Origin of the sequence: Myxococcus xanthus, from assembly GCF_013116825.1 — a bacterium.
GTDB classification, from domain to species: Bacteria; Myxococcota; Myxococcia; order Myxococcales; family Myxococcaceae; genus Myxococcus; species Myxococcus xanthus_B.
Map to the genome: position 1 here is coordinate 1 of NZ_JABFNS010000046.1, position 24,454 is coordinate 24,454.

20 protein-coding genes, 3 tRNA genes and 1 pseudogene are annotated in these 24,454 nt (G+C 69.4%); 17 read left to right on the forward strand and 7 right to left on the reverse strand.

The features are described 5' to 3' along the window. From HNV26_RS15555 to HNV26_RS15570, 4 genes and pseudogenes are all read left to right on the forward strand, one after another. A pseudogene (locus HNV26_RS15555) lies at positions 1-334 on the forward strand (hypothetical protein); the annotation flags it as partial. Next, positions 327-1,253 carry a tRNA (adenosine(37)-N6)-dimethylallyltransferase MiaA gene (miaA, locus tag HNV26_RS15560; RefSeq protein ID WP_171441568.1) on the forward strand — a complete coding sequence of 309 codons (927 nt, stop codon included), beginning with the start codon at positions 327-329 and terminating at the stop codon, positions 1,251-1,253. The pseudogene HNV26_RS15555 and the gene miaA, both read left to right, overlap by 8 nt. 222 nt (positions 1,254-1,475) lie before the next feature. Beyond that, positions 1,476-2,048 carry an HdeD family acid-resistance protein gene (locus HNV26_RS15565; RefSeq protein WP_436410047.1) on the forward strand — a complete coding sequence of 191 codons (573 nt, stop codon included), beginning with the start codon at positions 1,476-1,478 and terminating at the stop codon, positions 2,046-2,048. Positions 2,049-2,166: 118 nt separating this feature from the next. Continuing rightward, the gene (locus tag HNV26_RS15570; protein ID WP_171441566.1) at positions 2,167-3,093 is read left to right on the forward strand and encodes a bestrophin family protein; all 927 of its coding nucleotides are present in this window, start codon (positions 2,167-2,169) and stop codon (positions 3,091-3,093) included. Here HNV26_RS15570 and HNV26_RS15575 read toward each other — a convergent pair. The 3 genes from HNV26_RS15575 to HNV26_RS15585 form a co-directional block, all read right to left on the reverse strand. Continuing rightward, positions 3,081-4,814 carry a response regulator gene (locus HNV26_RS15575; protein ID WP_171441565.1) on the reverse strand — a complete coding sequence of 578 codons (1,734 nt, stop codon included), beginning with the start codon at positions 4,812-4,814 and terminating at the stop codon, positions 3,081-3,083. The genes HNV26_RS15570 and HNV26_RS15575 overlap by 13 nt on opposite strands. 48 nt (positions 4,815-4,862) lie before the next feature. Next, a complete protein-coding gene (locus HNV26_RS15580; RefSeq protein ID WP_171441564.1) occupies positions 4,863-5,819 on the reverse strand; it encodes a diguanylate cyclase in 957 nt (318 codons plus the stop codon). 399 nt (positions 5,820-6,218) lie between these two features. Then, on the reverse strand, positions 6,219-6,962 hold the full coding sequence (locus HNV26_RS15585) for a tetratricopeptide repeat protein (protein ID WP_171441563.1): 744 nt from the start codon (positions 6,960-6,962) through the stop codon (positions 6,219-6,221). 96 nt (positions 6,963-7,058) lie between these two features. Between HNV26_RS15585 and HNV26_RS15590 the strand changes: the two genes are divergently transcribed. The 6 genes from HNV26_RS15590 (at position 7,059) to HNV26_RS15615 (ending at position 10,047) form a co-directional block, all read left to right on the forward strand. Continuing rightward, a tRNA-Leu gene (locus HNV26_RS15590) sits at positions 7,059-7,144 on the forward strand. A gap of 102 nt (positions 7,145-7,246) precedes the next feature. Beyond that, positions 7,247-7,921 carry a response regulator gene (locus tag HNV26_RS15595; protein ID WP_171441562.1) on the forward strand — a complete coding sequence of 225 codons (675 nt, stop codon included), beginning with the start codon at positions 7,247-7,249 and terminating at the stop codon, positions 7,919-7,921. Between the two features lie 101 nt (positions 7,922-8,022). Beyond that, the gene (locus HNV26_RS15600) at positions 8,023-9,309 is read left to right on the forward strand and encodes an RsmB/NOP family class I SAM-dependent RNA methyltransferase (RefSeq protein ID WP_171441571.1); all 1,287 of its coding nucleotides are present in this window, start codon (positions 8,023-8,025) and stop codon (positions 9,307-9,309) included. A 56-nt stretch (positions 9,310-9,365) separates the two neighbouring features. Then, complete coding sequence (locus HNV26_RS15605; RefSeq protein ID WP_026114128.1) at positions 9,366-9,767, forward strand: hypothetical protein; 402 nt, start codon at positions 9,366-9,368, stop codon at positions 9,765-9,767. A 56-nt stretch (positions 9,768-9,823) separates the two neighbouring features. Next, positions 9,824-9,896: transfer RNA gene (locus HNV26_RS15610), tRNA-Ala, on the forward strand. A 78-nt stretch (positions 9,897-9,974) separates the two neighbouring features. Beyond that, positions 9,975-10,047, forward strand: a tRNA-Ala gene (locus tag HNV26_RS15615). Between the two features lie 62 nt (positions 10,048-10,109). Here the strand turns inward: HNV26_RS15615 and HNV26_RS15620 are convergent. Continuing rightward, positions 10,110-11,033 (reverse strand): class I fructose-bisphosphate aldolase, encoded by a 924-nt coding sequence (locus HNV26_RS15620; RefSeq protein WP_171441561.1) that lies wholly within the window; start codon positions 11,031-11,033, stop codon positions 10,110-10,112. Between the two features lie 247 nt (positions 11,034-11,280). Here HNV26_RS15620 and HNV26_RS15625 point away from each other — a divergent pair, with 247 nt between their 5' ends. Further along, on the forward strand, positions 11,281-13,074 hold the full coding sequence (locus tag HNV26_RS15625; protein WP_171441560.1) for a TolC family protein: 1,794 nt from the start codon (positions 11,281-11,283) through the stop codon (positions 13,072-13,074). A gap of 55 nt (positions 13,075-13,129) precedes the next feature. Beyond that, positions 13,130-13,735: an MlaC/ttg2D family ABC transporter substrate-binding protein gene (locus tag HNV26_RS15630; protein ID WP_171441559.1), complete on the forward strand. Its 606-nt coding sequence runs from the start codon at positions 13,130-13,132 to the stop codon at positions 13,733-13,735. A gap of 68 nt (positions 13,736-13,803) precedes the next feature. Here HNV26_RS15630 and HNV26_RS15635 read toward each other — a convergent pair whose 3' ends face one another. Genes HNV26_RS15635 through HNV26_RS15645 form a run of 3 tightly spaced genes read right to left on the reverse strand, consistent with a single transcriptional unit; the run spans position 13,804 to position 17,552 of the window. Further along, a complete protein-coding gene (locus HNV26_RS15635) occupies positions 13,804-14,805 on the reverse strand; it encodes an NAD-dependent epimerase/dehydratase family protein (protein WP_171441558.1) in 1,002 nt (333 codons plus the stop codon). A gap of 28 nt (positions 14,806-14,833) precedes the next feature. Continuing rightward, positions 14,834-16,006 carry a GNAT family N-acetyltransferase gene (locus HNV26_RS15640; RefSeq protein WP_171441557.1) on the reverse strand — a complete coding sequence of 391 codons (1,173 nt, stop codon included), beginning with the start codon at positions 16,004-16,006 and terminating at the stop codon, positions 14,834-14,836. Positions 16,007-16,013: 7 nt separating this feature from the next. Then, complete coding sequence (locus tag HNV26_RS15645) at positions 16,014-17,552, reverse strand: aminotransferase class I/II-fold pyridoxal phosphate-dependent enzyme (RefSeq protein ID WP_171441556.1); 1,539 nt, start codon at positions 17,550-17,552, stop codon at positions 16,014-16,016. 275 nt (positions 17,553-17,827) lie between these two features. Here HNV26_RS15645 and HNV26_RS15650 point away from each other — a divergent pair, with 275 nt between their 5' ends. Genes HNV26_RS15650 through HNV26_RS15670 form a run of 5 tightly spaced genes read left to right on the forward strand, consistent with a single transcriptional unit; the run spans position 17,828 to position 24,351 of the window. After that, the gene (locus tag HNV26_RS15650; protein ID WP_171441555.1) at positions 17,828-20,485 is read left to right on the forward strand and encodes an efflux RND transporter permease subunit; all 2,658 of its coding nucleotides are present in this window, start codon (positions 17,828-17,830) and stop codon (positions 20,483-20,485) included. A gap of 35 nt (positions 20,486-20,520) precedes the next feature. After that, positions 20,521-21,429: a phosphatase PAP2 family protein gene (locus HNV26_RS15655; RefSeq protein ID WP_171441570.1), complete on the forward strand. Its 909-nt coding sequence runs from the start codon at positions 20,521-20,523 to the stop codon at positions 21,427-21,429. A 36-nt stretch (positions 21,430-21,465) separates the two neighbouring features. Next, positions 21,466-22,656, forward strand: a complete 1,191-nt coding sequence (locus HNV26_RS15660; RefSeq protein WP_171441554.1) for an aminotransferase class I/II-fold pyridoxal phosphate-dependent enzyme — start codon at positions 21,466-21,468, stop codon at positions 22,654-22,656. After that, positions 22,653-23,381, forward strand: coding sequence for a class I SAM-dependent methyltransferase (locus HNV26_RS15665; protein WP_171441553.1), 729 nt, complete (start codon positions 22,653-22,655; stop codon positions 23,379-23,381). The genes HNV26_RS15660 and HNV26_RS15665 overlap by 4 nt, the downstream gene beginning before the upstream one ends. After that, positions 23,374-24,351: a hydroxymethylglutaryl-CoA lyase gene (locus HNV26_RS15670; protein ID WP_171441552.1), complete on the forward strand. Its 978-nt coding sequence runs from the start codon at positions 23,374-23,376 to the stop codon at positions 24,349-24,351. The genes HNV26_RS15665 and HNV26_RS15670 overlap by 8 nt, the downstream gene beginning before the upstream one ends. Positions 24,352-24,454 lie beyond the last annotated feature (103 nt).

A 24,454-nucleotide genomic window follows, 5' to 3' on the forward strand; every position in this document is an offset into this window, starting at 1 on the left:
GTCCGATGAGTTGGTGGCCGTGTGGCCGGAGCCCGGCCAGGGCTGGCGGGCGGCGGGGACTCCGTGGAACGTGGGGCAGGCCGCCGAGGCGGCGCTGAGCGCGGTGGGGACGCTGGCATGGGACGGCGTGTCGCGGTGGGAGCCGCAGGCCGCTGGCGACGTCGGACGGATGCTGCTCGTCAACGCCCTGCTGCCCGAGGCGACGCCCGTGGGGCGGGGTGGGTTGCTTGGCGCGGCGGGACGGTTGCTGTCGGAGGTTTCGCCCGTGCGGTTGGTGTTCGCGCGTGATGCGTCCGCGGCGGCGGTGATTCAGGGAGCGTTGGCGAATGGGTGAGGGGGGAGCGCAGCGTCCACTGTTGACGGTGATTGCCGGGCCGACGGCGTCGGGGAAGACGGCGCTGGCGATTGCGCTGGCTCAGCGTGCTGGTGGCGAGATTGTCAGCGCGGACTCGCAGCAGGTGTACCGGCACTTCGATATCGGCACGGCGAAGCCCTCTTCGGAGGAGCTGGCCGCGGTGCCTCATCACCTGGTGTCCGCCGTGGACCCGATGGAGGCGTTCTCCGCTGTCGAGTACCAGCGCCGTGCGGACGCCGTCATCGCGGAGATTGCCGCACGCGGCCGGCCTGTCTTCGTCGTGGGCGGCACCGGGCTGTATTTGCGTGTGTTGCTTCACGGTGTGCTCGAGGCGCCCGGGGCCTCGCCGGAGTTGAGGGCGGAGCTGGAGACGCTGGCGGCCGGCGAGGGGCGCGAGGCGGTGCATCGGAGGCTGGCGGAGGTGGACCCGGAGACGGCGGCGAAGCTCCCTCCGCAGGACCTGGTCCGCGTCATCCGGGCGCTGGAGATTCATGCGCAGACAGGCGTGCCCGCCTCGGCGTTCCGGAAGGCCCATGCCTTCGCGCCGGACCGTTATCCCTTCCACCTGTACGTCCTGTCGCCGCCGCGCGACGTGCTGTACGGGCTCATCAACACGCGCACGCGGATGTTGTTCGAGCGCGGGCTCGTAGAGGAGACCCGCGAGCTGCTGGCGCGGGGGTACGCCGATGCGGCGCCCATGCGCAGCGTGGGCTATGTGCAGGCGCGCGCCGTCGTTGAGGGGCGGATGACGCGCGAAGAGGCCATTCACGACACCGCGCAGGAGACGCGCCGCTACGCCAAGCGGCAGTTGACGTGGTTCCGGAAGGAGCCCGGTGCTGTCTTCCTGGCTCCCCCGTACGAGGCGGCGCTTCCGCTCGGCGGCGGCTGCTCCCCCTGACGGCCCAGAGGTCGGGGCGGGCGGGGGACGGAGCGGCGTGAGCGAGCGTTGTCGGCCCCCGTGCGGGGGCCCATGTTCGGCGATGGATGTGCCGGGTTCCTTTGTCGCCTGCCGACAGGCGGGCGACACGCAAGGCGGCTCGGCCTCCGAAGTGCACTCGCTTCGGGAGCAGTCACCATGGCCTTCACCGATGAACGCAAACCGGAAATCCTGACCCCTGACATGAGGACGAGGGTGAACTCGGCGGCCTGGGGTGGCCCCTTCATCATGGGGATTCTGATGACGCTGCTGGGGATTGTCGCGCTGGGAGCCGCCTTCTTCACCAGCCTGGTGTCGGCCATCCTCTTCGGCGCGATGCTGGCCGTGGCAGGCGTCATGGAAGTCATCTCCGCCTTCCGGACGCGCAAGGAGGGGGGGCCGTTCTGGCTGTACCTGCTCAGCGGCATCCTCTCCGTCGTCGTGGGTCTGTTCGTGCTCGTCTACCCGGCGGCGGGACTGGGGGCCATGACCTTGCTGCTGGCGGGCTACTTCTTCGCCAGCGGGCTCTTTCACGCCGTCACCTCGGTGATGGATCGCTATCCCCGGTGGGGCTGGGACTTCCTCTACGGCGCCGTGTCCATCTTCCTGGGCATCATCGTGATGCGGCAGTGGCCCATCTCCGCCGTCTGGCTGGTGGGCACGCTGGTGGGAGTCGCCATCTTCTTCCGGGGCGTGGCGCTGATGGCGGGCGCCCTCACCGTGCGCAAGGTGCTCCGCTCGGGCGGTCCGACGACGCCTGCCTCCATCTCCCACTGACGGGCTAGCGGCCGAGGGCACCGGCTCCCGTCCAGGGCGGACACATCCCACGTGTCCCCCTGGATTGGCGCTTGCCATGCCCCGCGCAGGCGCGGCAGCGTAGGCGCCCTGCGACAATATGATCGACTACGACCCGCACCGTTGGTGGAGCTACTTCCATTACCTTCGCGGTTCCATGGTCCGCGAGATTGTGGCCCGGGTCCTCGTCTGTGTGTTGTGGGCCGTGGGCGTCACCGCGGTCCATCATCACACCAGGCCCCTGGACATCCCGGCCACGGTGCACACGCTGGCGGGTATCTCGCTCAGCTTGTTGCTCGTCTTCCGGACCAACGCCTCCTATGACCGCTTCTGGGAAGGCCGGAAGCTGTGGGGCGGCATCGTCAACGAGACGCGCAATCTGGCTCGTGCATCCAGCGTCTTCATGCGTCGGGACGCCGCGCTCTACGGCACGTTGCTGCGGTGGATCAGCAGCTTCCCCTATGCCGCCGCCGCGTCACTGCGAGGGGAGCGCGATCTGGGCCCCGTCGCCTCCGAGCTGCCGCGCGACGAAGCGGACGCCGTGCTGGGCAGCCAGCACGTGCCGCTCGCGGTGTCGCAGAAGATGTCCGCCGTGCTCGATGAGGGCCGGCTGCGGGGCTACTACCCCGAATACGTCCAGATGCAGCTCGACCAGAATGTCCAACTGCTCATCGACTACATCGGCGGTTGCGAGCGCATCCACAAGACGCCCATGCCGTTCGCCTACATGATGCACCTGCGGCGAGCGCTGATCGTCTACTGCTACACGCTGCCGTTCGCGCTGGTGGATTCGTTCGGCTGGATAACGGTGCCGGCCACGTTCGTCGTCGCCTACGTCTTCTTCGGCATCGAGGAGATTGGCGTGGAGATCGAGGACCCGTTCGGCCACGACGACAACGACCTGCCGCTGGAGCGGATCTGCGAGACGATCCGCGGCAACCTCAAGGCGCTGATGCCCGGGAGCGCCGAGGCCATCCACGCCCCGGTCTCCGTGGCCGCCATTCCCGGCGGTGCTCAGGACGCGTAGCGGTCCGCGGCCAACTCGCGCGTGTCGTCCGAGGCGTGCGGCGCGGGCGCGGACTCCAGGACGGGGACCCGGCCGGTGAGGATGCGCAGCAGCCGGTCTGGGTCCACGGGCTTGGGCAGGAAGGCCTCGGCCCCCGCGTCCAGGGCCCGCTGCCGGACATGTGGCCGGTTAAGGCCGCTCATCACCAGCACGCGGGTGTTCCGGGTGAGGGGATGCTGCTTCAGGCCCTCGGCCAGCCGCAGGCCATCCACCCAGTGCAGCACCACGTCCAGGAGGATGGCCGTGGGAGGCCGCCGGGCCACCGCGCAGAAGAGGGCCAACTCGTCGGCGAAGGACACCACCGTCGCTCCGGTACTCTCCAGCAGCGCGGTGAGCGCCTCGCGTGCGTCCGGGTCGTCATCCACGACGTAGTAGAGGTCCGGCTCCAACTCCGGCACCACCGAGGGCACCGGCTCCACCGTGGTGCGCAGCCAGGAGCCCACCAGCCCCTTGAGCCCCTGCCAGCGCGCGGCGCCCAGGAGCGTGATGGGCGTGGGGCCGCTCAGGCCCAGCACTCCGCCGCCGAAGGTACCACCCAGCGTTCGTCGCCCCTTCGCCCTGACGAAGGCCTCCGGCGCTCGGGGCCCTGCTCGGCGCAGCCAGGTCATCGTCCGGGCTCCCGCGGCGGCGTCCTCCAGCATTTCGCCCAGGCCTTCGCGCACGTAGCGGCGCTCCAGGAGGCCCGTGTCCAGCCCGCCGTCGAGCAGCGCCACCGCCGCGCGGCTGCACGAAGCCAGGGTCTCCGACAGTCCCACCTGGAGCGGGTGGCCGAAGGCCGCGGGCCCTACCGCGACCTGCCCCGGCGCCACCAGCGTCCGGCCCGGTCCGTAGGGCAGGCGAGTGGTCTCCAGGGCCGCCAGTTCGAAGCCTTCCTCCACCAGCCCGTCACGCGCGGCCATCATCAGCACCTGGCACAGGTCCGCGGGCGTCACCGCCGGCCCGAAGGCCAGCGCGTACATCGAGTTGGCGCCAGGCAGCAGGAACAGGCCATCGACCGATGGCAGGGGTGCAATCCACAGCCGGCCCACCGGAGCCAGCTCCAGCCGAGGCGAAGCGTGGCGCAGGCGGGCCTGCACCGCCGGGATGGTGGGGGCGGGGCGGAAGCCCTTGAAGAAGGCGTCACCCATCAGCGGCCCGGCGCCCGAGGCCAGCGCCACCGCATGAAAGCGATCGCCGCTGCCCTGGGCGCGCACCACCAGCGAGCCCGCGCCACGCACGGAGGCGGGCGCATCCGGCGCGGGGGCCTGCCGCTCCACGCGCTCGACGTGGCGGGGAAGGAAGCGAGCGCCCTGGGCGCTGGCCGCGGTGGCGAGCACATCTCGCACCTGCTCCAGGCCGCCCAGCCCCTGGGGCCAGCCGTCCACCACCCAGAGGCCACCGGGCGTGGAGGACAGCAGCTCGCGCCGGCCCTCGGCGATGATTTCAACGCCGCGCAGCTCATGGGTACGCCATTCGGAGGGAATGCGGCAGCCCAGCGCGGCCAGGCGCGAGCGGCATTCCGGCGTGAGCACCGCCGGCGGGGCGGTGCGCTCCTGTGTTCCTCCGGAGTAGACGCGCACGTCCAGCGCCAGCCCGCGAGCCCTCCCGTTGAAAAGGAGTGAGGCGGCAAGCCCCGCTCCGGCAATGCCGCCTCCCACCACCGCCACCCTCGAACCTGTCGCCAGTCTGTTCCCCAGCATCATCCGCGCCCTCGCTGCTGCCCCGCCGTTGCCTGCCTCACCTCGCCCCGTTCAGTGCCGCTGCGCCGGAGGCGAATTCGCGGGCCGGCCGAACACGACGACCCGATCCCGCCCCTCGCGCTTTGCCTCGTAGAGGGCCGCGTCCGCCGCCTTCATCAGCGACTCGGTGTCCTCGCGGGGCCCTTCGAAGGTATGGTCGGCGATGCCCACGCTCACGCTCAGTCCGAAGGGGGCAGGGCGGCCGTCGCTCTTCTGGACGCCGACGGCGCGCAGCCCGGTGCGGATGCGCTCGGCGAAGACGGCTGCTTCCAACGCCGTCTGGTGCGGCAGCAGCGCGACGAACTCGTCTCCACCGAAGCGGGCCGCGAAATCCGACTCACGCAGCTCGTGCTTCAACTGGGTGGCCAGCGCGAGAATCGCCCGGTTGCCCACGTCATGGCCCATGCCGTCGTTGATGGCCTTGAGGTGGTCCAGGTCGATGATGACGACGCTCAGCGGGTACTGGTAGCGCTGGGCCCGGCGGAACTCTTCTTCCATCCGGATGCTCAGCGCCCGGAAGTTGGCCAGCCCCGTGAGGCCGTCCGTCTGCGCCAGGATCTGCAGCCGGCGCTGCTGCTCGCTCTGGCGCAGCGCCCGGTCGATACGGGCCAGCAGCTCCCGCGCGCTGGCCGGCTTGTGGATGAAGTCCACGGCGCCCATCTCCAGGCAGCGCTCCAGCGTGGCCTCGTTCGCGTCGCCCGTCAGGAAGATGACGGGCACGGCCTCCGTGCGCGACTCGCGCTGGAGCATCTCGAGCACCACGAGCCCGTCCCCGCTGGGAAGGAACCTGTCCAGGAGGATGAGGTCCGGGCGGTGCTCCCGCGCCAGCTCCAGCCCCTCATCCGAATCCGGAGCGGCGAGCACATCGAAGCGTACAGCGAGCAGGTCTACGAGGCTCTCGCGGACCTGTGCGTCATCTTCGATGATGAGCAGAAGGGACCGCTCGGAGGTCCGGCCGCGCCGTTCCATGCACCACTCCGCTTCATTCGGCTGCTGCGAAATGGCAGGCCGAAAGTCTCGGGTGCCACGCCCCGCCGTGTGCTCCCAACGCCCCTGCGCCCCACGCGCACCCGCCGCCGCCCGGTCCAGCAAGCACACCCCAACGCCCACAACCTTCACCCGAGACCTCCGGCTGCCAAGCCTGTCAGGCTCCGCGAGACGAGGCCTTTCCCCGTCATCCGTGAGCACGGTGCGGGAGCAAGCACCATGCCCTGCGGTGGGGGAGGGCAGTCAGAGTGTTTCCGGGCGGTTGCGCACCCTCTGCGTCGCCCTGTTGTACAGGGTCGGAAGACGTTGCAGCGCGCAGAGGGGCAAACCGGTAGATATTCCCGTGCGCGGGCGGACGCTCGATGGCCGCGCGACGGTTCGCTAGCGTCGGGTGCTGAACTGCATGCGGCGGCCGCCCATGGGGGGCATGACCGGCGGCGGAGCCTCGAGCCCGAACTGCCACCAAATGGGCTCGTAGGGCTTCATCTTCAGGCGCTTGTCGTTCTGGAGCTGGGCGAGGCTGCCCTTGAGCTTCTCGTCCTTGGGGTTCTGCTCCACGCCCCGGGCGAGCACGCGCAGCGCGCCGTCCTTGTCCTTGTTCTGCATCAGGCACCAGGCATAGGCCGCCCAGACAATGGACTCCTTCTTGCCGCTCTTCGTGGCGGACTCGAACGCCTTCTTCATGGCGTCAAAGTCCTTGCGCTGGAAGTACAGGGCGCCTTCCATGGCCTTGGCCATGTAGTTGCGGCCGCTGCCCTTGGCGAAGGCGGCCTGGGCGCCCTCATGGTCCTTCACCATGTACTTCAGCATGCCGATCTGGGAGTTCAGCTCCGGACCGACCAGGAACTGCCACTTGTCATAGACGAGCCCCTGTTCCAGCGTCTTCACCGCCCGGTCCACCCGCGACTGGGCGTCCTTCTGGCTGGTGGGCTGGGACTGGAGATCCTTCTGGACCACCGTCATCAGCGACTGGACGCGGCTGGCCACCCGGCGAGCGAGCACGATGTAGGTGCCGACGAGGGCCAGGACTCCGGGGACGAGCCCCGCCCAGATGGAGAAGCCGGCCACCTTCACGAGGAGCGCGACGGCGATTCCCACACCGAGGGAGATGAGAAGGTTGTACATGGGGGGCCCCTCTTAGCGATGTGCGTGGATCACCGCAATCTTCGGATGCACTTGGTTTCAAGTCGCGGTATACGTCTGCTCGTCGCGACAGCAGGGGGCCCTCTGTCGAAATTGGTAGACGAGGCGGACTCAAAATCCGCTGCGGCTGACCCCGCGTCCCGGTTCGAGTCCGGGGAGGGCCATCATCCGAAGGGCAGGACCGGCGAGGTGGTCTTCCGCTGGAAGCGCCCGGTCCTGATAAAGGACAGGCTCCAGCAGGTAGGGGCGGCGGAGGTCCCCCGTTAATGAGGGTGTTGCTGGTCGAGGATGACGCGAGCCTGCGGGAAGGCATGGGCGAGCTCATCTCGGAGCTCGCGCAGGTCCACGCGGTCAGCACCGGGGAGGAAGCGGTCGCGGCTATCGAGGCCGAGCGCTTCGTCCTGGTCATCAGTGATCTGCGCATCTCCGGAGGCGAGCTGGGCGGCCGGACGGTCGTCGAGGCTGCCCGGAAGCGTCATCAGGCGGTGGCCATTGTCAGCGCCGCGACGCCGGACGAGGTGATCCAGGCCGTCCAGCCCCAGGTGGCGGACGCCATGCTCCTCAAGCCGTTCCAGATTGACGACATCTACGCCCTGGTGGAGCGCTTCATCGCGCTGCGTCAGGACGTGGAGCAGTTGGCCACCCAGGGGCAGCGGCCTGCCGCGAGCGCCTGGGCGCCGCAGGGCGTTCATGTCCAGAGCGCGCGGGAAGACGCGCTCAGGGCCATGTGGGTGTCCGTGACAGCCGGCGGCGACTTCGGGTGGACGTTCCACCCGACCCCCTCGGGCGTGGGGGTTCAGGTGGTCGAAGGTGTACTCGAAGTGGATGGCGTGTCGTATTCGGCGCCCGGGTATTTCTTCCTGGGGGCCGGGCAGGCGCCTCGGATGCGCAGCCCGGAAGGCTGCCTGGTCGTGGCCGTGGGACTGAAAGGGCAGGGCTGAGGCACGTGGATTCCGTCTGGCCGGCAACGCCCGTAGACCCGGACCGCCTGGGTCGTCCTTCCCGTCGTGGTGCGACGGCGGCACTCGAAGCGCACATCGCGGTGCTGCGCGGCGAGCCTTTGAAGGCCGCGCTCGCCAACGCCTTGCGAGAGGCCAATGGCCTGGGCGGCCAGGAGCGGCGCTTCGCCGCCATGGCCGTGCGCGAGCTGTCCCGGCACCAGCGCTTGCTGGACCTGGCGGCCCGGTTGCTGGGCCACACCATGGGCAAGGTGGGGCTGACGGAGGACCAGGCGCTGGTGCGCTATGCCCTCTGGCGCCGCATCTTCTGTGGTGAGGGCTGGGCGCGCATCGGTCCCGAGGTCCGGCTGCCGGGGCCCGTGCGTCCGCGCACCATCAAGGACGACCTCCTCCAGCGCGTGGTGGAACAGCCGCTGCCGGAGGCGCCGCTCCCGGAGTCCCAGACGGAGCGGCTGGCCATTCGCTACTCGTTCCCCAACTGGTTGGTGCAGCGCCTGGCCCAGGTGTACCCGGAGGACGTGCTGGAAGGGCTGCTGGCGTCGCTCGATGAGGAGCCGTCGCTGCACTTCCGCGCGCGGCCCCCGGGGACTCGGGACGCGGTGCTGGCGGCGCTGAGGGAGGAGGGCGTCAACGCCGAGCCGGTGGCCGCGGCGCCGGATGCCGTGCGGGTGACGGACTCCAGCCACCGCGTCTTCGAGACCCGGATGATGAAGTCCGGCCGACTCCAGGTGCAGGACGTGGGCAGCCAGCTCATCTCCGAGCTGTGCCGTCCCCGGGAGGGGTCGCTGGAGGGCTTCACCGTGGCGGACGTGTGCGCTGGCGCGGGCGGCAAGACGCTGGCGTTGGCGGACTTCGTCGGGCCCCGGGGCAAGGTGCTGGCCGGGGACCGTTCGCGGCGCCGGCTGGCCGAGGCGCGCGAGCGCGTGCGCCACTTCTCGCTCCGGCAGGTGGCTTTCCCGCATCCGCTTCCGCTGTCCGACGCGGACGTCCTTCTGATTGATGCGCCGTGCAGCGGCACGGGCTCCCTGGCGCGCGAGCCAGATCAGAAGTGGAAGCTCACCGCTCAGGAAATCGCCAAGTACCAGGCCACGCAGTCAGAGTTGCTGGATGAGGTGTCACGCCAGGCGAAGCCGGGTGCACTCATCGTCTATGCGACCTGCTCGGTGATGCCGGAGGAGGACGAGGCGGTGGTGGAGGCATTCCTCGCGAAGCACCCGGACTTCACGCTGGAGCCGGTCGAGGACGTACTCGGCGCGGAGCGGGCGGCGCTCGCCGCGCAGGGGCCCTATTTGAAGGCGTTGCCTCCCAAGGTTCCCGGGGGAGGATTCTTCGCGGCCCGGCTGCGGAGGACAGGGGCGGGGCCGGGTTGACAGGCTCCGAGAGCGCACGCTACGCAATCGTTGATTTCTCAAGGAGTGTGACTGACTTGGCGGCCGACTCGAAGCAGTCCGAGGTGGTGAAGCAGATCAACGAGGCCTTCCAGGCGGCGCAGGACCGGTTGGCGCAGCTTCGCGAGGCCGTGGAGCGCAACACGGACCTGGCCCGGGCGAACGCTCGCACCACCGTGCTGAAGGATCAGAAGGAGAAGGCGCTCAAGGAGCTGGGCGAAGCCGTCTGGCGTCAGGTCCAGAAGGGGCGGCTGGACCTTCCGGCGGGGTTCGGCGTCGCGCTCAAGGCGGTGGAAGCAGCGGAGCAGGCGGTCGAGGCCCACGCGCGTGAGCTCACCGACCTCCTCCGGGAAGGGGAAGAAGTGGCGCAGCGGTTGAATGAACAAAAAAACGCGCCGAGGCCTCAAAGAGTTCTGGTGCCTGGAGCGAAGAAACGGTAGAAGGCACCCACTTCGCCGGTCGGGCCGCTCCCCAAAGCGGCTCAGCAGCAAAAGACGGGGCTATAGCTCAGCTGGGAGAGCGCTTGAATGGCATTCAAGAGGTCATCGGTTCGATCCCGATTAGCTCCACTCTGAAATGAAAAGGCCCGCCAGGGAGACTTGGCGGGCCTTTTGTATTGAAGCGGTAGGTGACACCCAGGAAAAGACGGGGCTATAGCTCAGCTGGGAGAGCGCTTGAATGGCATTCAAGAGGTCATCGGTTCGATCCCGATTAGCTCCACTCTGAAATGAATAAGCCCGCCAGGGAAACCTGGCGGGCTTCTTTGTTTTCCGCCGAGCCGACTACGCCTTGCCGGCGAAGATGGCCATCACGTCCTTGAGGAGCTTGATGGATTCGGCGTGCGGACGCTGGAAGGCGTTGCGGCCCATGATGGAGCCGAAGCCGCCGCCGGCGTTGATCTGCTTGATCTCCTCCAGCAGGGCGTCCGTGCCCTTGGCCTCGCCGCCGGAGAAGATGACGATGCGCTTGCCGTTGAAGGCGGAGCGGACGACCTCGCGGACGCGGTCCGACAGCGTCTTGGTGGGGATGCCGGCCTTCTCGAAGGCCTTCTTCGCCTCGGCCTGCTCGATGTGGTCCTGCGGCGGCTTCACCTTGATGACGTGGGCGCCGAGCTGGGCGCTGATCTGCGCCGCGTAGGCCACCACGTCGATGCCCGTCTCACCCTCCTTGGACAGGTTGCCGCGGGGGTAGGCCCAGAGGACGGTGGGCAGGCCGTAGGACTTGGCCTCGGCGATGATGTCGCGGAGGTCCTCGTACTGCTCGTTGCGCGCCCCGGAGCCCGGGTAGATGGTGTAGCCGACGGCGGTGCAGCCCAGGCGGACGGCGTCCTTCACGGAGCTCGTCACCGCGGACATGGGGTTGGCCACCTTGGCCAGGGTGTCGGAGTTGTTGACCTTGAGGATGAGGGGAATCTCACCCGCGTACCTGCCGGCCACCGCCTCCAGGAAGCCCAGCGGCGCTGCGTAGGCGTTGCAGCCCGACTCGATGGCCAGGTTGATGTGGTAGTCCGGATCATAGCCGGCGGGGTTCGGACCGAAGGAGCGGGCCGGGCCGTGCTCGAAGCCCTGATCCACCGGGAGGATGACGAGCTTGCCCGTGCCGGCCAGCGTGCCGGTGTTCAGCAGCCGGGCCAGGTTGGTCAGGGTGCCGGGGTTGTCGGACGGGTACCACGACAGGATCTGCTTGACGCGATCGGTATGGGGCATGTGTGGGGATCCTCTGTCTCGGGAACAGGCGCAATCTGCTGCATGCGTCACGTCCAACCAACTCCTTTTCGCGCGCGAGTGTCACGGGTTCCACGACAGTGCACATCCCCCGTGTCTTTTGGCGCGGCCGTCCACAATCTCCGGCCGGTGCCGTGGGACGAACAACACCGGTGACGGCCCGCAGCCGAACGGACATGCTGCGCCGCCGTGAGGTTCTCGGCTATGGGGAGCTACACAAGGCGGGTTGATGCGCGGACACCTGGATCATGGCGTGACAGTGGCGCTGATGCTCGCGGCGGGCGTTGCCGGAGCGCAGCTCACCCCCGGCTCGGTCGGGACGGGGAGCAGCCCTTCAACCGGCACCGGGAGCACGCCGGCCCCCTCCACGCCCGGCGCTACGCCAGCGCCGGAGGCGCCGGACCTGGGGACGCCGGGCGCCGACGCACCGACGGCGGTGCCTGGCACTGGGGCGCCGAGCTCCGACGCACCGACGGCGGTGCCTGGCACTGGGGCGCCGGGAGGGATGCGGCCCACGCCGCGCGTGGGGACCGGGGGGCGGGACCTGCCGCCGAGTCCGCCGGGCATCGCGCCCAGCTCGATTGAGGAGACGCCGGGGACCTCGCAGCGGGGGCAGGCCATTTCACCCGCGCCAGCCCTGGAGCCCTCCGCCGAGGCGGAGCAGGTGAAGGAGGGCGTGCCGGGTGCGCCGGACTCGGAGGAGAAGCCCGCGCGGCGGGCGCCGCTGACGCTGACGGAGCTGGTGACGCGGGCTCGCGAAGCGGACTCCCGGGTGGAGGAGGCGACGGCGGAGCTTCGCAAGTTCCAGGCGCTCTACCAACAGGCGCGGTGGGCCTGGTTCCCCAAGTTCGAAATCACCGTGGGGGCGGGAGGCCCCACGCCCGAGGCCCGCAACGACGGCCTGGGGGGACCTCCCACCACGGAGGCCACCTTCAAGGGAGACCTGAACTTCGGCCGCGTTGGCGTGACGATGTTCTCCACCGGCAACGCGGTGTTGCCGCTCTACACTTTCGGCAAGCTGACGGCGCTGGAGAAGGCGGGCGCGCAGGGGCCCGTGCTGGGGGCCGCGCTCCGCGAGCGCACGCGCAACGAGGTCGGCTTCCAGGCCGCGCAGGCATACTTCGGCTACCAGCTGGCGCGGAACGGGCTTCAGCAGATTGAAGAGGTTTCGAAGCGGCTGGAGGACGCTGGCCAGCGCATCGAGCGGCTCCTCAAGGAGGACTCGGCCCAGGTGTCCGCCGTGGACTCGTACAAGGTCCGCTTCTTCCGGCAGATTATCGAAGCGCGCAAGGCAGAGGCCCTGCAGGGGCGTCAGTTCGCGCTCGCCGCCATCGGCCTGCTGGCGAACGTGGGGCCCGAAGACGCCGTGACGGTGGTGGAAGAGGACCTGGAGCTCGATGAGGACGTTCCGGTGCCCAGCCTGGAGCAGGCCCTGGTGCGGGCGGAGCAGTCCCGTCCGGAGTTGACGGCCATCGCCGCCGGCATCGCCGCGCGCGAGCAGGAGGTCTTCATCCGCGAGCGCAGCTACTACCCGGACCTGGGACTGGCCGGCTTCTATGATGTGCGCTTCACCACCAGCGCCACGCGGCAGCGCACGCCCTTCGCGTTTGATCCATACAACGACCGCACCGGGGGCGTGGGCCTGGTGATGCGGGGGACGTTCGACATTCCCATCAAGGACGCCCAGCTCGAGCAGGCCCGCGCGGAGCTGGACAAGCTGCGCGCGCAGGAGAAGCAGATCCGCGCGGGCATCCGCCTGGAGGTCTCCAAGGTGCATGGCGAGCTGGTGGCCGCCTGGAGTCGCGCCCGGGCCTTTGGCGAGGCGGAGCGGAGCGCCCGCCGGTGGGTGACGGCCGCCTTCACCGCGTTCGACCTGGGGACCGGTGACACACGTGACCTGGTGGACGCTTTCACGGCCTATGCCCAGGCTTCAGGTGACAAAGGCAAGAGCTGGCACGACGTTCGGGTAGGTATGGCCGCCCTCGCGCGAGTAACCGGGGCGCCGCTGGCTCCGGGTGAATAACCATGCGCTCACCACAGTCTTTCCTGTCGTCCTTTCATCACTCGGAGCCCATTGAATGATTGCGTCCCTGCTTGCCGCCACCCTGCTTGCCACCGCACCCGGCCCACTGACGGTCGTCCAGTCCGGGAATGCGGACGTGCAGAAGGCCGCCAACGCCCCCGGTGCCACCGCGCAGTCGCTGGCCAGCGTCGTGGAGAAGTTCGTCGACTTCGAGGAGCTGGCGAAGCGTGCGCTGGGTGACAAGACCTGGGCCGGCCTCCAGCCCGCCCAGCGCAAGGAGTTCACCGAGACGATGACGGGCCTCCTGCGCGCGTCCTATGCCCAGAAGGCCTTGGGGCAGGCACAGGCCCAGGTGAAGTACGGCGAGGAGGGCATCGACGGTAACGAGGCCTCGGTGGGCACCACGGTGACGGTGAAGAAGGACGCCATCCCCGTCGAGTACCGCCTGTACCGCACGTCGGCGACCGGGGCGTGGCGCATCTACGACGTCATCACCGACGAAGTGTCCCTGGTGGACACGTACAAGGGGCAGTTCCGCAAGCTGCTCGCCGACAAGGGCTTCGACGGCCTGCTGTCCACGCTGAAGAGCAAGCGGACGCAGTTGGAGAAGGAGAACGCGGCGTCGGCGCAGAAGAGCGCGGGGCAGACCGCGGTCCCCTGACGCCCAGCGCGGTCTGCTTCACGTGTCCAGGCCGAGGTGCCCTCCCGGGTGCCTCGGCCGTCGTCTTTTCAGCGCCCGCCCGCGTCGCGGTATGCGGCCAGGGTGCCGGCCAGGCCCTGGGCCAGGGGGATGGTGGGCAGGAAGCCCAGCTCCCGACTCGCGCGCTCGGTGGAGCATGTCCACGCGGGGCACCGCATCTCCCGCACCTTGTCCCGGTTGAGGATGGGCACCGTGCCGCGCAGGCGGGCCACGGCTTCCGAGCCAAGCCCCACCACGTAGCTGACCGTCTGCGGCACGGGCAGCACGGCGGGCCGGCCCTTGCCGAGCGCCCCGGCCATGGCTGTGCAGACGTCCTCCCAGGAGTGCTCCACGCCGTCAGACACGGCGTACACGCCGCGCGCCGGATCTTCCTTCGACACCGTGGGGCCGCGCTCCGCGGCCGCGAGCAGGGCGGTGCAGAGGTCATCCACGTGGATGAGCGAGTAGCGCTTGGGACCGAAGCCGCTCTTCAGCGCCAGCCCCAGCTTCGCCATGGGCAGCAGCGACGGGAGGAACTCCACGTCACCGGGGCCGTAGACGATGGGCGGCCGGACGATGACGGACGGGACCCGGTCCGCGAGCGCCCGGACCGCCTCCTCGCCGCCCAGCTTGCTGCGGCCGTAGATGGACACGGGCGCGGGCGGGTCCTCCTCGCGGCGCGGGCGCTCCGGCGTGGATGGGCCGGCCGCGGCCAGCGACGAGCAGTACACCAGCCGGGGAGGGTGGGGCAGGGCGGCCATGGCCTCCACCAGGCGGCGGGTCCCCTTCGCGTTGCCCTCGATGTAGCCCTCGGGCTCGCGGGACTTGGTGACACCCGCCAGGTGCAGCACGCAGTCCACGTCGCGCACGGCTTCGGCCAGTCCCGCGCCCGTTGTCAGGTCCGCCACCACGAAGCGGGCGCCCAGCCCCTCCAGGGGGCCACGGCGCGAGCTGGCGCGCACCATGAGGGTCAGCGTGTCACCACGCTCCACGATGCGGCGCGCGAGCCGCTGGCCAATGAACCCGGTGCCGCCAGTGAGCAGGAATCGCAAGGAAGGCTCCTCGGGAGTCGGGCTGTGGTCAGAGCGCGCGCGTGTAGACGCGGTACGTCTTGGAGCGCTGGGCGCCCATGGATTCGATGGCGCGGTTGACCAGGTGGTTGTCCTCGAGCGTCCAGGAGATCTCTCCGCCCACGTAGCCCAGCCGCTTCGCCGTGCGCAGGGTGTCCAGGTACAGGATGGCGTCCAGGCCGCGGCGCCGGTAGCCCTCCTTGATGCCGAGGATGATGAGCCGCAGCCGGTTGATGCGGCGCGAGGCCAGCGCCAGCTTCACCAGGCCGATGGGCAGGCCGAACGTGGTGAGCCGCCCGTTGGCCGCGCGGATGGCCTGGTTGGCGTCCGGCACCGTCAGGGAGAAGGCCACCGGCTCGCCCTGGACCTCCGCCATGAGCGCGAGCTCCGGCCGGACGACCGTCTTGAGCTCCTTGGCCAGGTGGTCGAACTCCGCGTCGGTGAAGGGCACGAAGCCCCAGTTCTTCTCCCACGCCGAGTTGTAGATGTCCCGGATGCGCTTCACCTCGGCGTCCAGGTCCTTCATGTTGACCGGACGCACGACGACGCCGTCGCGCACGCGAATCTTCTCCGCGATGCGCACCACCTTCTCCGGCGGCTGCGCGGACGATGACAGCTCGTAGGCGTACAGGTCCTTGGCCTTCGTCAGGCCGCAGGCCTCCAGCAGCGCCGCGTAGTAGGGCGGGTTGTGCGGCATCATCACCGCGGGAGGCGTATCGAAGCCGTCGATGAGCAGGCCCCAGTCCTGGTTGGAGGACAGGTTGGCCGGCCCCAGCATGGCGTCCATGCCTCGCAGGCGCAGCCACGTCGCGGCGGACTCCAGCAGGGTCCGGGCGACGCCCGCGTCATTCACGCACTCGAAGAGACCGAAGAAGCCCTCCTTCGTGCCGTGAATCTCCATGTGCCGCGGATTGCGGATGGCGGCGATGCGGCCCACGACGTCCGGGCCGCGCCGGGCGAGGAACAGCTCCAGCTCGCCGTACTCGAAGAAGGGGTTCTTCTTCGGGTCCAGGAAGTCCCGGCGCTCCATCTCCAGCGGAGGAACCCAGTGCGGGTCGCTCTTGTAGAGGGCGTAGGGGAGCCGGATGAACTGCATCCGCTCCGCCTCGCCGCGGACAGGGGTCACCTGCACGTCCGAGGGCATGGACGAAGCTGCGTGGGTCGGCTCGGCGTGGAGGGCCATGGGCGGTTCAGTTCCGGTCGGAGTGGGCGCCGTTGCGCATGAAGAAGTGAGCGCCCTTCTCCAGCAACAAGCCCGGCAACTCGCCGCGCTTCTCCCACAGCTTCATCGGCGCGTTGCCCAGCTTCCGCAGGTCCTCCGGCTGGAGGTTGGCCGCGCGCCACGTGAGCTGCTCCACCGCGTCGAACAGGCGTCCGGCCACCTCGCGCGACGACATGCGCGACAACTGGTCCAGGGTGATGCCGCCCTTGTCCGCCAGCAGGCCGTTCGAGCCCGCGGCCCACTTCTCGCTCGCGCGGTTGGACAGGATGCGGGTGCCCGGGCGGGCAATCTGCACTGGCTCGTAGACGGAAGGGCGCGTCTCCGGAATCACGCCCAGCTTCCGGCCAATGGTCTCGAAGGTGTCGAGCACGCGGTCCAGTTGCGCGTCCGTGTGCGTGGCCATGTACGAGGTGCGGATGAGCGCGTGGCCCGGCTCCACCGCCGGCGGAATCACAGGGTTGGCGAAGACGCCGGCCTCATGCAGCGCGCGCCAGAATCGGAAGCACTTCACCTGGTCGCCGATGTGCACGGGCACCACCGGCGTCACCGACACACCCGTGTCGAAGCCCATGGCGCGGAAGCCGTTGTGCATCTTCTCCGCGATGTCCAGCAGGCGGGCGCGGCGCTCCGGCTCCGCTTCGATGATCTCCAGCGCCTTGAGCGCCGCGGCGATGGAGCCCGGCGTCATGGACGCGGAGAAGATGACCGAGCGTGCCTTGTGCCGGATGTAGTTGATGACCTCGAAGGGACCGGCCAGCACGCCGCCCAGCGACGCGAAGCTCTTGGAGAAGGTCCCCATGACGAGGTCCGTCTCCTTCTCCAGGTCGAAGTACTCGGAGGTGCCCCGGCCCAGCGTACCCAGCACGCCCATGGCGTGCGCGTCATCCGTCATCACCCGCGCGTTGTAGTGCTTCGCCAGCTCCACGATGCGGGGCAGGTTGCAGATGTCGCCCTCCATGGAGAAGACGCCGTCGGTGACGATGATCTTGCCCGCGTCCGGATCCGCCTGGGACAGCAGCTGCTCCAGGTGGTCCATGTCGTTGTGGCGGAACTTGCGCTCGGTGGCGAAGGACAGGCGGATGCCGTCCACGAGCGACGCGTGGTTCTGCCGGTCGCTGAAGACGATGTCGTGCCGGCCCAGGATGGACGCCAGCGCCAGGTTCGTCTGGAAGCCCGTGGAGATGACGATGGCGGACTCGCGGTTGAGGAACTTCGCCAGCCGCGCTTCCAGCTCCTCGTGCAGCGCCAGTGTGCCGTTGAGCAGCCGCGAGCCGGAGCTGGTGGTGCCGAACTTCTCCGTCGCCTTGATGGCCGCTTCCTTCACGCGCGGATCGGCGGACAGGCCCAGGTAGTTGTTGGACCCGACCATGATGACGCGCTTGCCTTCGATCTCCACCTCGGTGGCGCCGTGCGACGCTTCGATGGCACGGAAGTACGGATAGAGACCCGTAGCCTTCGCGATACGGTAGTCCTTCCAGTTACGGCACTTGTCGAAGACGTCGCTCATGGGTGATCGGTCTTTCTCTCAGGCTGCGTCGGGAGGCATGGACCGGCCCGGGAGCCTGGGGCTCTCCAGTCGCGACTCCCCCGATTGAAGGAACGTTCCGCTTCGGGGATTTCTGCGTCCGGCGGCCTCCCACGGGGGACGCGGGGCCGTGAATAAAGAGGGAGCGCGGCAGTGTCAAGGCAAGCGCCGCGCCGTCCATCCCGCTGTCGCCACCCGTATCCGGGCTCGCCTTGACAGCACTGAGACTTTGATGGCACCCCGCCGTCTGACACACGGTGTTCTCCAGTCGATACTGGAGCGCAATGTGTGCATCGGGCTGCACACCTGCCGTGGGCGTGACGCGCCTGGAAGCCCTCCGCATCACCCGCTGTTCAAGGACGCCGCTGACTGGCCGGGAATTTGCTCGGTCGCCGGTCCCCGAGGAGTCGACGTTGGCCAGGTCACAACGGTGGTTCGAAGGCTTCATCCAGGCCGCGGTCTCTCGCCCCTGGCAGGTGTTGCTCGTGTTCTCACTGCTCGCGCTGGGCGGTATGTCGCTGGCGTCACGCTTGGAGTTTCGCGGGTCGTTCGTGGAGTTGCTCCCACAGGGATCCCAAGAAGTACGAGATCTGACACGCGTGTCAGAGAAGGCAGGCGGGGACGGCTACCTGGTCCTCGTGGCAAAGGGAGACACTCCGGAACGCCTGGAGGCATATGCGGCCGAATTGCAGACGCAATTGGAAGCGATGCCCGAGGTCCGCTACGTCGAGCACCGCTATGACGTGGACTTCTTCCGCCGAAATGCGCTGCTGCTATTGCCCATCGAGAAGCTCGCCGCGCTGCGCCAGGATCTGACGGCGCGTGTGCGCTACGAGCGGCAACGCGCCAACCCGTTCTTCTTCGATTTGGGGGGCACGCCGGAGCCGCCGGACTTCGAGGCCATCGCGAAGAAGTACGCGCCGGACGCGCCCATGCGCGCGACGTTGGCCAGCGCGGACGGCACCGAAGTCTATTTGATGATCAAGCCGTCCGGGACGGCTGGGGATTTGGGGTTCGCGCGGCGCTTCGTGGAACAGGCCATGGGCACCGGACGCACGCTCGCGGCGCAGCGCTATCCGGACGTGACGCTGCAGGCCACGGGCAACTTCCAGGGGCGCATCGAAGAGGACGCGGTGATGCGCGGCGACCTGTCGCGCGCCGGCACGTTGTCGGCGCTCATCGCGGTGGGGCTCATCCTGCTCGCCACGAGGCGCGTCGCGGCGCTGGCCGTGGTCGGCATCCCCGTCATGGTGGGCGTGGTGTTGACGTTCGCGGCGGCGCAGCTCGCCATTGGCCACCTCAACATCGTGACGGGGTTCCTCGTCGCCATCTTGATTGGCCTGGGAATCGAGTACGGCGTCCACCTGTGCATGCGGTACTGGGAGGAGCGGCGCGCGCGTCCGGCCCGCGAGGCCATCATCACGGCGGTGCGCGGCACCTTCAGCGGCGCGGTGACGTCCGCGGTGACGAACGCGGCGGCGTTCTTCGTGCTGCTGCTGGCCCAGTTCCAGGCCTTCAACCAGTTCGGCCTGCTGGCGGGCCTGGGCGTGCTGTTGGCCGTGCTGGCGACGTATGCGATGGCGCCCTCGCTGCTGGCCATCGCGGAGCGGCTGCGTCCGGCCCGCGTGGACGTGGCGGCCGACGTCACCGCGGCCCAGGTGTCCCAGCCGGAGCGGGCGTGGCGGCGCTGGCCCACGGGCGCCATCGCCGCGCTGGCGCTGTCGGTGGTGGGCTTCGCCGCGTTCTCCGTCTCCGTGGCGCCCCAGTTGGGCTTCGAGACGGACATGCGCAAGCTCAAGGGCGAGTCCCCGGCATCGCGCCTGGATGACCGCGTCACCGAACAGCTGGGTCAGCCCCTCAACCCGGCCATCTTCCTGGTGGATGACGTGGCGCAGGCGGCGCAGGTCGAGGCCGTCATCGCGGAGGTGAAGCAGCGCAACGGCGCGGACTCCGCCATCCTCGACTCCGCGTCCCTCAACGACTTGTTGCCTACCGATGTGGAGCGCCGGGAGGTGGAGCTGGCGGCCTTGCGCGAGGCCTTCCAGGGGCTGGAGGACCTGCCCGCGGAGCTTCGCGAGGACGCGCGGCTCCAGGAGTTCCAGCGGATGCTGGAGGCGAAGCCCTACGGCCTGGAGTCGTTGCCGGTGGAGGTGCGCCGGCGCTTCGAGGCCACGGACGGGAAGGGGACCTTCCTGCTCCTGTTCCCCTCCGTCTCCAACTCCGACACCGAGGAGCTGCGGCGCTGGGCCACGCAGATCGACCAGGTGGTAGAGGGCGTGAAGGCGCGGGGCATCGACATGGCCGTGCTGGACAGCAACCGCATCGCCGCGCGCATCTTCGCGCTGGTGAGCGCGGACGGGCCGCTCATCCTGTGGTCCGCCGCCGCGGTGGTGTTCGTCGTCATCCTGGTGAGCCTGCGCAGCTTCAAGCGCGCGTTGCTCGTCACCGGGCCGTTGTTCCTGGGCATGACGTGCCTGGCGGGCGGCATGTACCTCTTCGACGTCCAGCTCAACTTCATCAACGCGGTGGTCCTGCCGAACCTGCTGGCCATCGCCGTGGACAACTCGGTGCATCTCTTCCACCGGTACGAGGAAGAGGGGCCCGGCTCGCTCGGCAAGGTGGTGCGCCACACGGGGCTGGCGGCCGTGGTGGCCACGCTGTCCAACGCGGCCGGGTATGGCGCGCTGCTGGTCGCCAACCACCAGGGCCTGAGGAGTATCGGTCAGATTGCGCTGCTGGGGGTCATGTGCACCTTCTTGGGGACCACGGTCTTCTTCCCCGCGCTGCTCGCTTTGCTGGAGCGGTGGACGGGGCGTGAGAATGTGGTGGCGGGGAAGGGAGCGGTCGTTCAGAGCCTCGAACTCGGCGGTACTGGCGCGCAAGCCGCGCCGCCGGGGGAGCGTAAGTCGGCGTGAGTTCCTGGGTTTCCCAAAGTGTTCGCGGTGAGCCGGTGCGCGTCCAGCTCACCACCGTGGACCTCATCATCGTCGTGTCGTGCGCGTTGGCTTCGCTGCTCCTGCTGGGGCCGGGCCGGTGGGCGCCGGATGCGCTGCGCTGCGCGGGATTGTTCGCGGCGGTGGGCGTGGGGCCGCTCGTCCTCCGGACGCTGGCCGCGTCGTTCCCGGGGCGCCGGTGGATCCATGTCCTCGCGGACTGGTGGCTGCTGCCCACCGCGGTGATGACGCATGGCTGGCTGGCTCCCGTGGTGGACACGGTGAACCCCTTCCTCAAGGACGCGCAGTTGGTGGCGGCCGACCAGCGGCTCTTCGGCGTGCAGGCGGCGGTGGCGCTTTCGCGCGTCGTCCCGGCCTGGCTCAACGACATCCTGATGGTCTGCTACTACGGCCACTTCGTCTGGGCGCTGGTGCTGGGACTGGTGCTCTACCGCCGCCCGAGTGGCGCGGAGTACGATGAGTACCTCACCGCGTTGGGGCTGCTCTTCTTCCTCAACTACGCGGCCTATGCGCTGGTGCCCGCGGTGGGGCCTCGCTACTTCCTGGTCGATGCGTTCGATGGGCCACTCCAGGGCACGCTGACGCCGTTGCTGGATTCACTCATGCGCAAGCCGCTGTTCGCGCGTGACTGCTTCCCGTCGGGACACACCGGCGCCACGTTGCTGGTGCTGTACTACGCGTGGCGGTTCTCCCGCCGCGTCTTCTGGGTGATGTTGCTGCCGGGCCTGGGGCTCATCGCGGCCACGCTGGTGGGCCGTTTCCACTACGCCACGGACCTGCTCTGCGCGGTGCCCCTGGTCATGGTGGTGACGGGGCTGGCGCTGGGCGTTTCCCGGGCGGCCCGGCAGCGCGAAGTGGCGAAGGACGCGCGTTCCGTGCCGGTGGACGCTATCGTCAGGCCCTGAGCGCCCGGACGTTGGCGGCGCGAGGAGCCGACGTCCATGCCCAGGCCCGTAGCCGCGCAGCGAGTCACCCGGTTCGCCACCACCGTCTTCTCCGAGTTCAGCGCCCTGGCCGCCCGCCACGGCGCGGTGAACCTGGGGCAGGGGTTCCCTGACTTCGACGGACCAGCGGCCATCAAGGAAGCGGCGCAGCGCGCCATCCGCGACGGGGGCAACCAGTACTCCATGGGCGCGGGCGCTCGGGAGCTGCGCGTGGCCATCGCCGAGCACTCGGCGCGCTTCTACGGCCAGGCAGTGGACCCGGACACCATGGTGACGGTGACCAGCGGCGCCACCGAGGCCATCCTCGACACGCTGCTGGGTCTGGTGGACCCGGGCGACGAGGTGGTGGCCTTCGAGCCCTTCTACGACTCCTACGACGCCAACATCACCTTCGTGGGGGCCACCGCGCGCTTCGTGCCGTTGCGCCCGCCGGACGCGGACCACGCGCAGTGGTGGTTCGACCGGGACGAGGTCCGCGCCGCCTTCAACCCGCGCACCCGGTTGCTCATCCTCAACACGCCCCACAACCCGACGGGGAAGGTCTTCACCCGCGACGAGCTGACGTTCCTGGCCGAGCTGTGCGCCGAGTTCGACGTGAAGGTCCTCTCCGACGAGGTGTACGAGCACCTCGTCTTCGAGCCCGCCCGCCACCTGCGTCCGGCCACGCTGCCCGGGCTGGCCGAGCGCACCGTGACGGTGAGCAGCGGCGGGAAGACGTTCAGCCTCACCGGCTGGAAGGTGGGCTGGGTCATCGCGCCGCCGCCGCTGCGAGACGCGGTGCAGCGGGCCCACCAGTTCGTGACCTTCGCCACCGCCGCGCCGCTACAGGCCGCCATGGCGGAGGCGCTGCGGTTGCCGGACGCGTACTTCACGGAGCTGACGGCGTCCTACGCGGCGAAGCGGGAGCGGCTGCTCACCGGGCTGCGTGAGGCCGGGCTGACGGCGTTCGCCCCGGAGGGCAGCTACTTCATCCTCGCGGACATCTCGCGCCAGGGCTTCGCCGATGACGTGGCCTTCTGCCGCCACCTGGTGTCCGAAGTGGGCGTGGCGGCCATTCCGCCCAGCGCCTTCTATGGCCCGGCGCACCGGCACCTGGGGCAGGGACTGGCCCGCTTCGCCTTCTGCAAGACGGAGGCGGTGCTGGACGAAGCCGTGCGCCGTCTGCGCGCGGGCCTGTCGTCGCGATGAGCTTCTTCGGAGAGCTCTACCTTCGCAGCACGCTGCCGTTCCTGTCGGAGGCCGTCACCGCGCGTGAGGTGGACTACCTGGCCCGAGCCTTCGCGGACGTGGCGGGGCCGGCGCCGGTGGTGGACCTGGGGTGCGGCCATGGCCGCCACGCGGCGCGGCTGAACGCGGTGGGTCCTCTGGCGGGGCGCGTCATCGGGCTGGAGCTGGACGCACTGTCGTTGGCCATGCGGCGCCCGGGCTTCCCGGCGATCCAGGGGGACCTGCGGGCCCTGCCGTTTCGCGAGGCGTCCCTGGCGGGGGCCTACGCGTGGTACTCGACGCTGGCCGCCTTCACGGACGGCGAGCACATGCACATCCTCCGCGAGGTCGCGCGCGTGCTGCGGCCAGGAGGACGGTGGGTGTTCCAGACGGTGCCGTTCGAGCGACTGGCGGCGTCCCCCCGGGCGGCCTTCCGCGGGACGCTACCGGATGGAAGCGTCCTGGAGGAGGAGAGCTGCTTCGACGCCTCGACGGGGCGGGACGAGGGCCGTCGGACGCTGACCTCCCCGGAGGGGCGATGCCTGCGCGCATCCTATTCCCTTCGTTACTATCCCCTTGCGGATTGGGTGCGGCTGTTGGAAAGCACGGGATTTTCCGTCGTCTGGGTGCACGGTGGCCTGGCGGGTGGTCCGCTGGACGCGCAGTCAACCGACCTGATCGTGGGAGCGGAGCGGCGCCATGGCTGAGATGCAGGAACACTCCAGGGCGAGGTTGGGCTGGCTGGACCAGTTGCCCAAGCGGGTCGACGTCTACGAAGTCGGTCCCCGGGACGGTTTGCAGAACGAGCTGCGGACGCTGCCCACGCGGGACAAGGCGCGCCTCATCAACGCACTGGTGGCCGCGGGGGAGAAGCGCATCGAGGTGACGTCGTTCGTGTCACCCAAGTGGATTCCCCAGCTCGCGGACGCCGAGGAGCTGCTGCGGCTGGTGGGCCGTCGCGACGGCGTCGTGTTCTCCGCGCTGGTGCCCAACCTCAAGGGCCTGGAGCGCGCGAAGGAGGCGGGCCTGGAGGAGGCCGCTGTCTTCATCTCCGCCTCCGAGGCGCACTCGAAGAAGAACATCAACAAGAGCATCGCCGAGGCCGTGGTGGGCGCGCGCGAGGTGACTGCCTCCGCGCTCCAGGCGGGTATGCGCGTGCGTGGCTACCTGTCCACCGTGTGGGGCTGCCCCTACGAGGGCGACGTCCCGGTGGAGCGCGTGGTGGACATCTGCCGGCGGCTCGTGGACGCGGGCATCTACCAGCTCAGCCTGGGCGACACGATTGGCATCGGCACGCCGCGCCAGACGGAGGGACTGCTGGAGGCGCTGCTGAAGCACATCCCCGTGGAGAAGCTGGCGCTGCACCTGCACGACACGCGCGGCACCGCGCTGGCGAACGCGCTGGTGGGCCTGTCCGCGGGCGTGACGACCTTCGACGCCAGCATTGGCGGCCTGGGCGGGTGCCCCTATGCCCCGGGAGCGGCGGGGAACCTGGCCACCGAGGACGCCGTCTTCATGCTCCACGGCATGGGCGTGGACACCGGCATCAACCTGGACCGGCTGGTGGAGGCCGGGGAGATTGCCCAGGAGCTCATCGGCCGGAAGCTGGCGGGCAAGTACCTCCAGGCCGCGCTGGGCGAGCGTGAGAAGAAGGCCGCCCGCCGGGCCCAGACGTGAGCGGGTCCTCCTCAGTGTCGAAGTCATGAAGCACCCGGCAGCCCTAGAATCCAGGCGTCATTGAAAAATTCTGCTCGGACTTACGTTTCGAGGTGGTGAACGG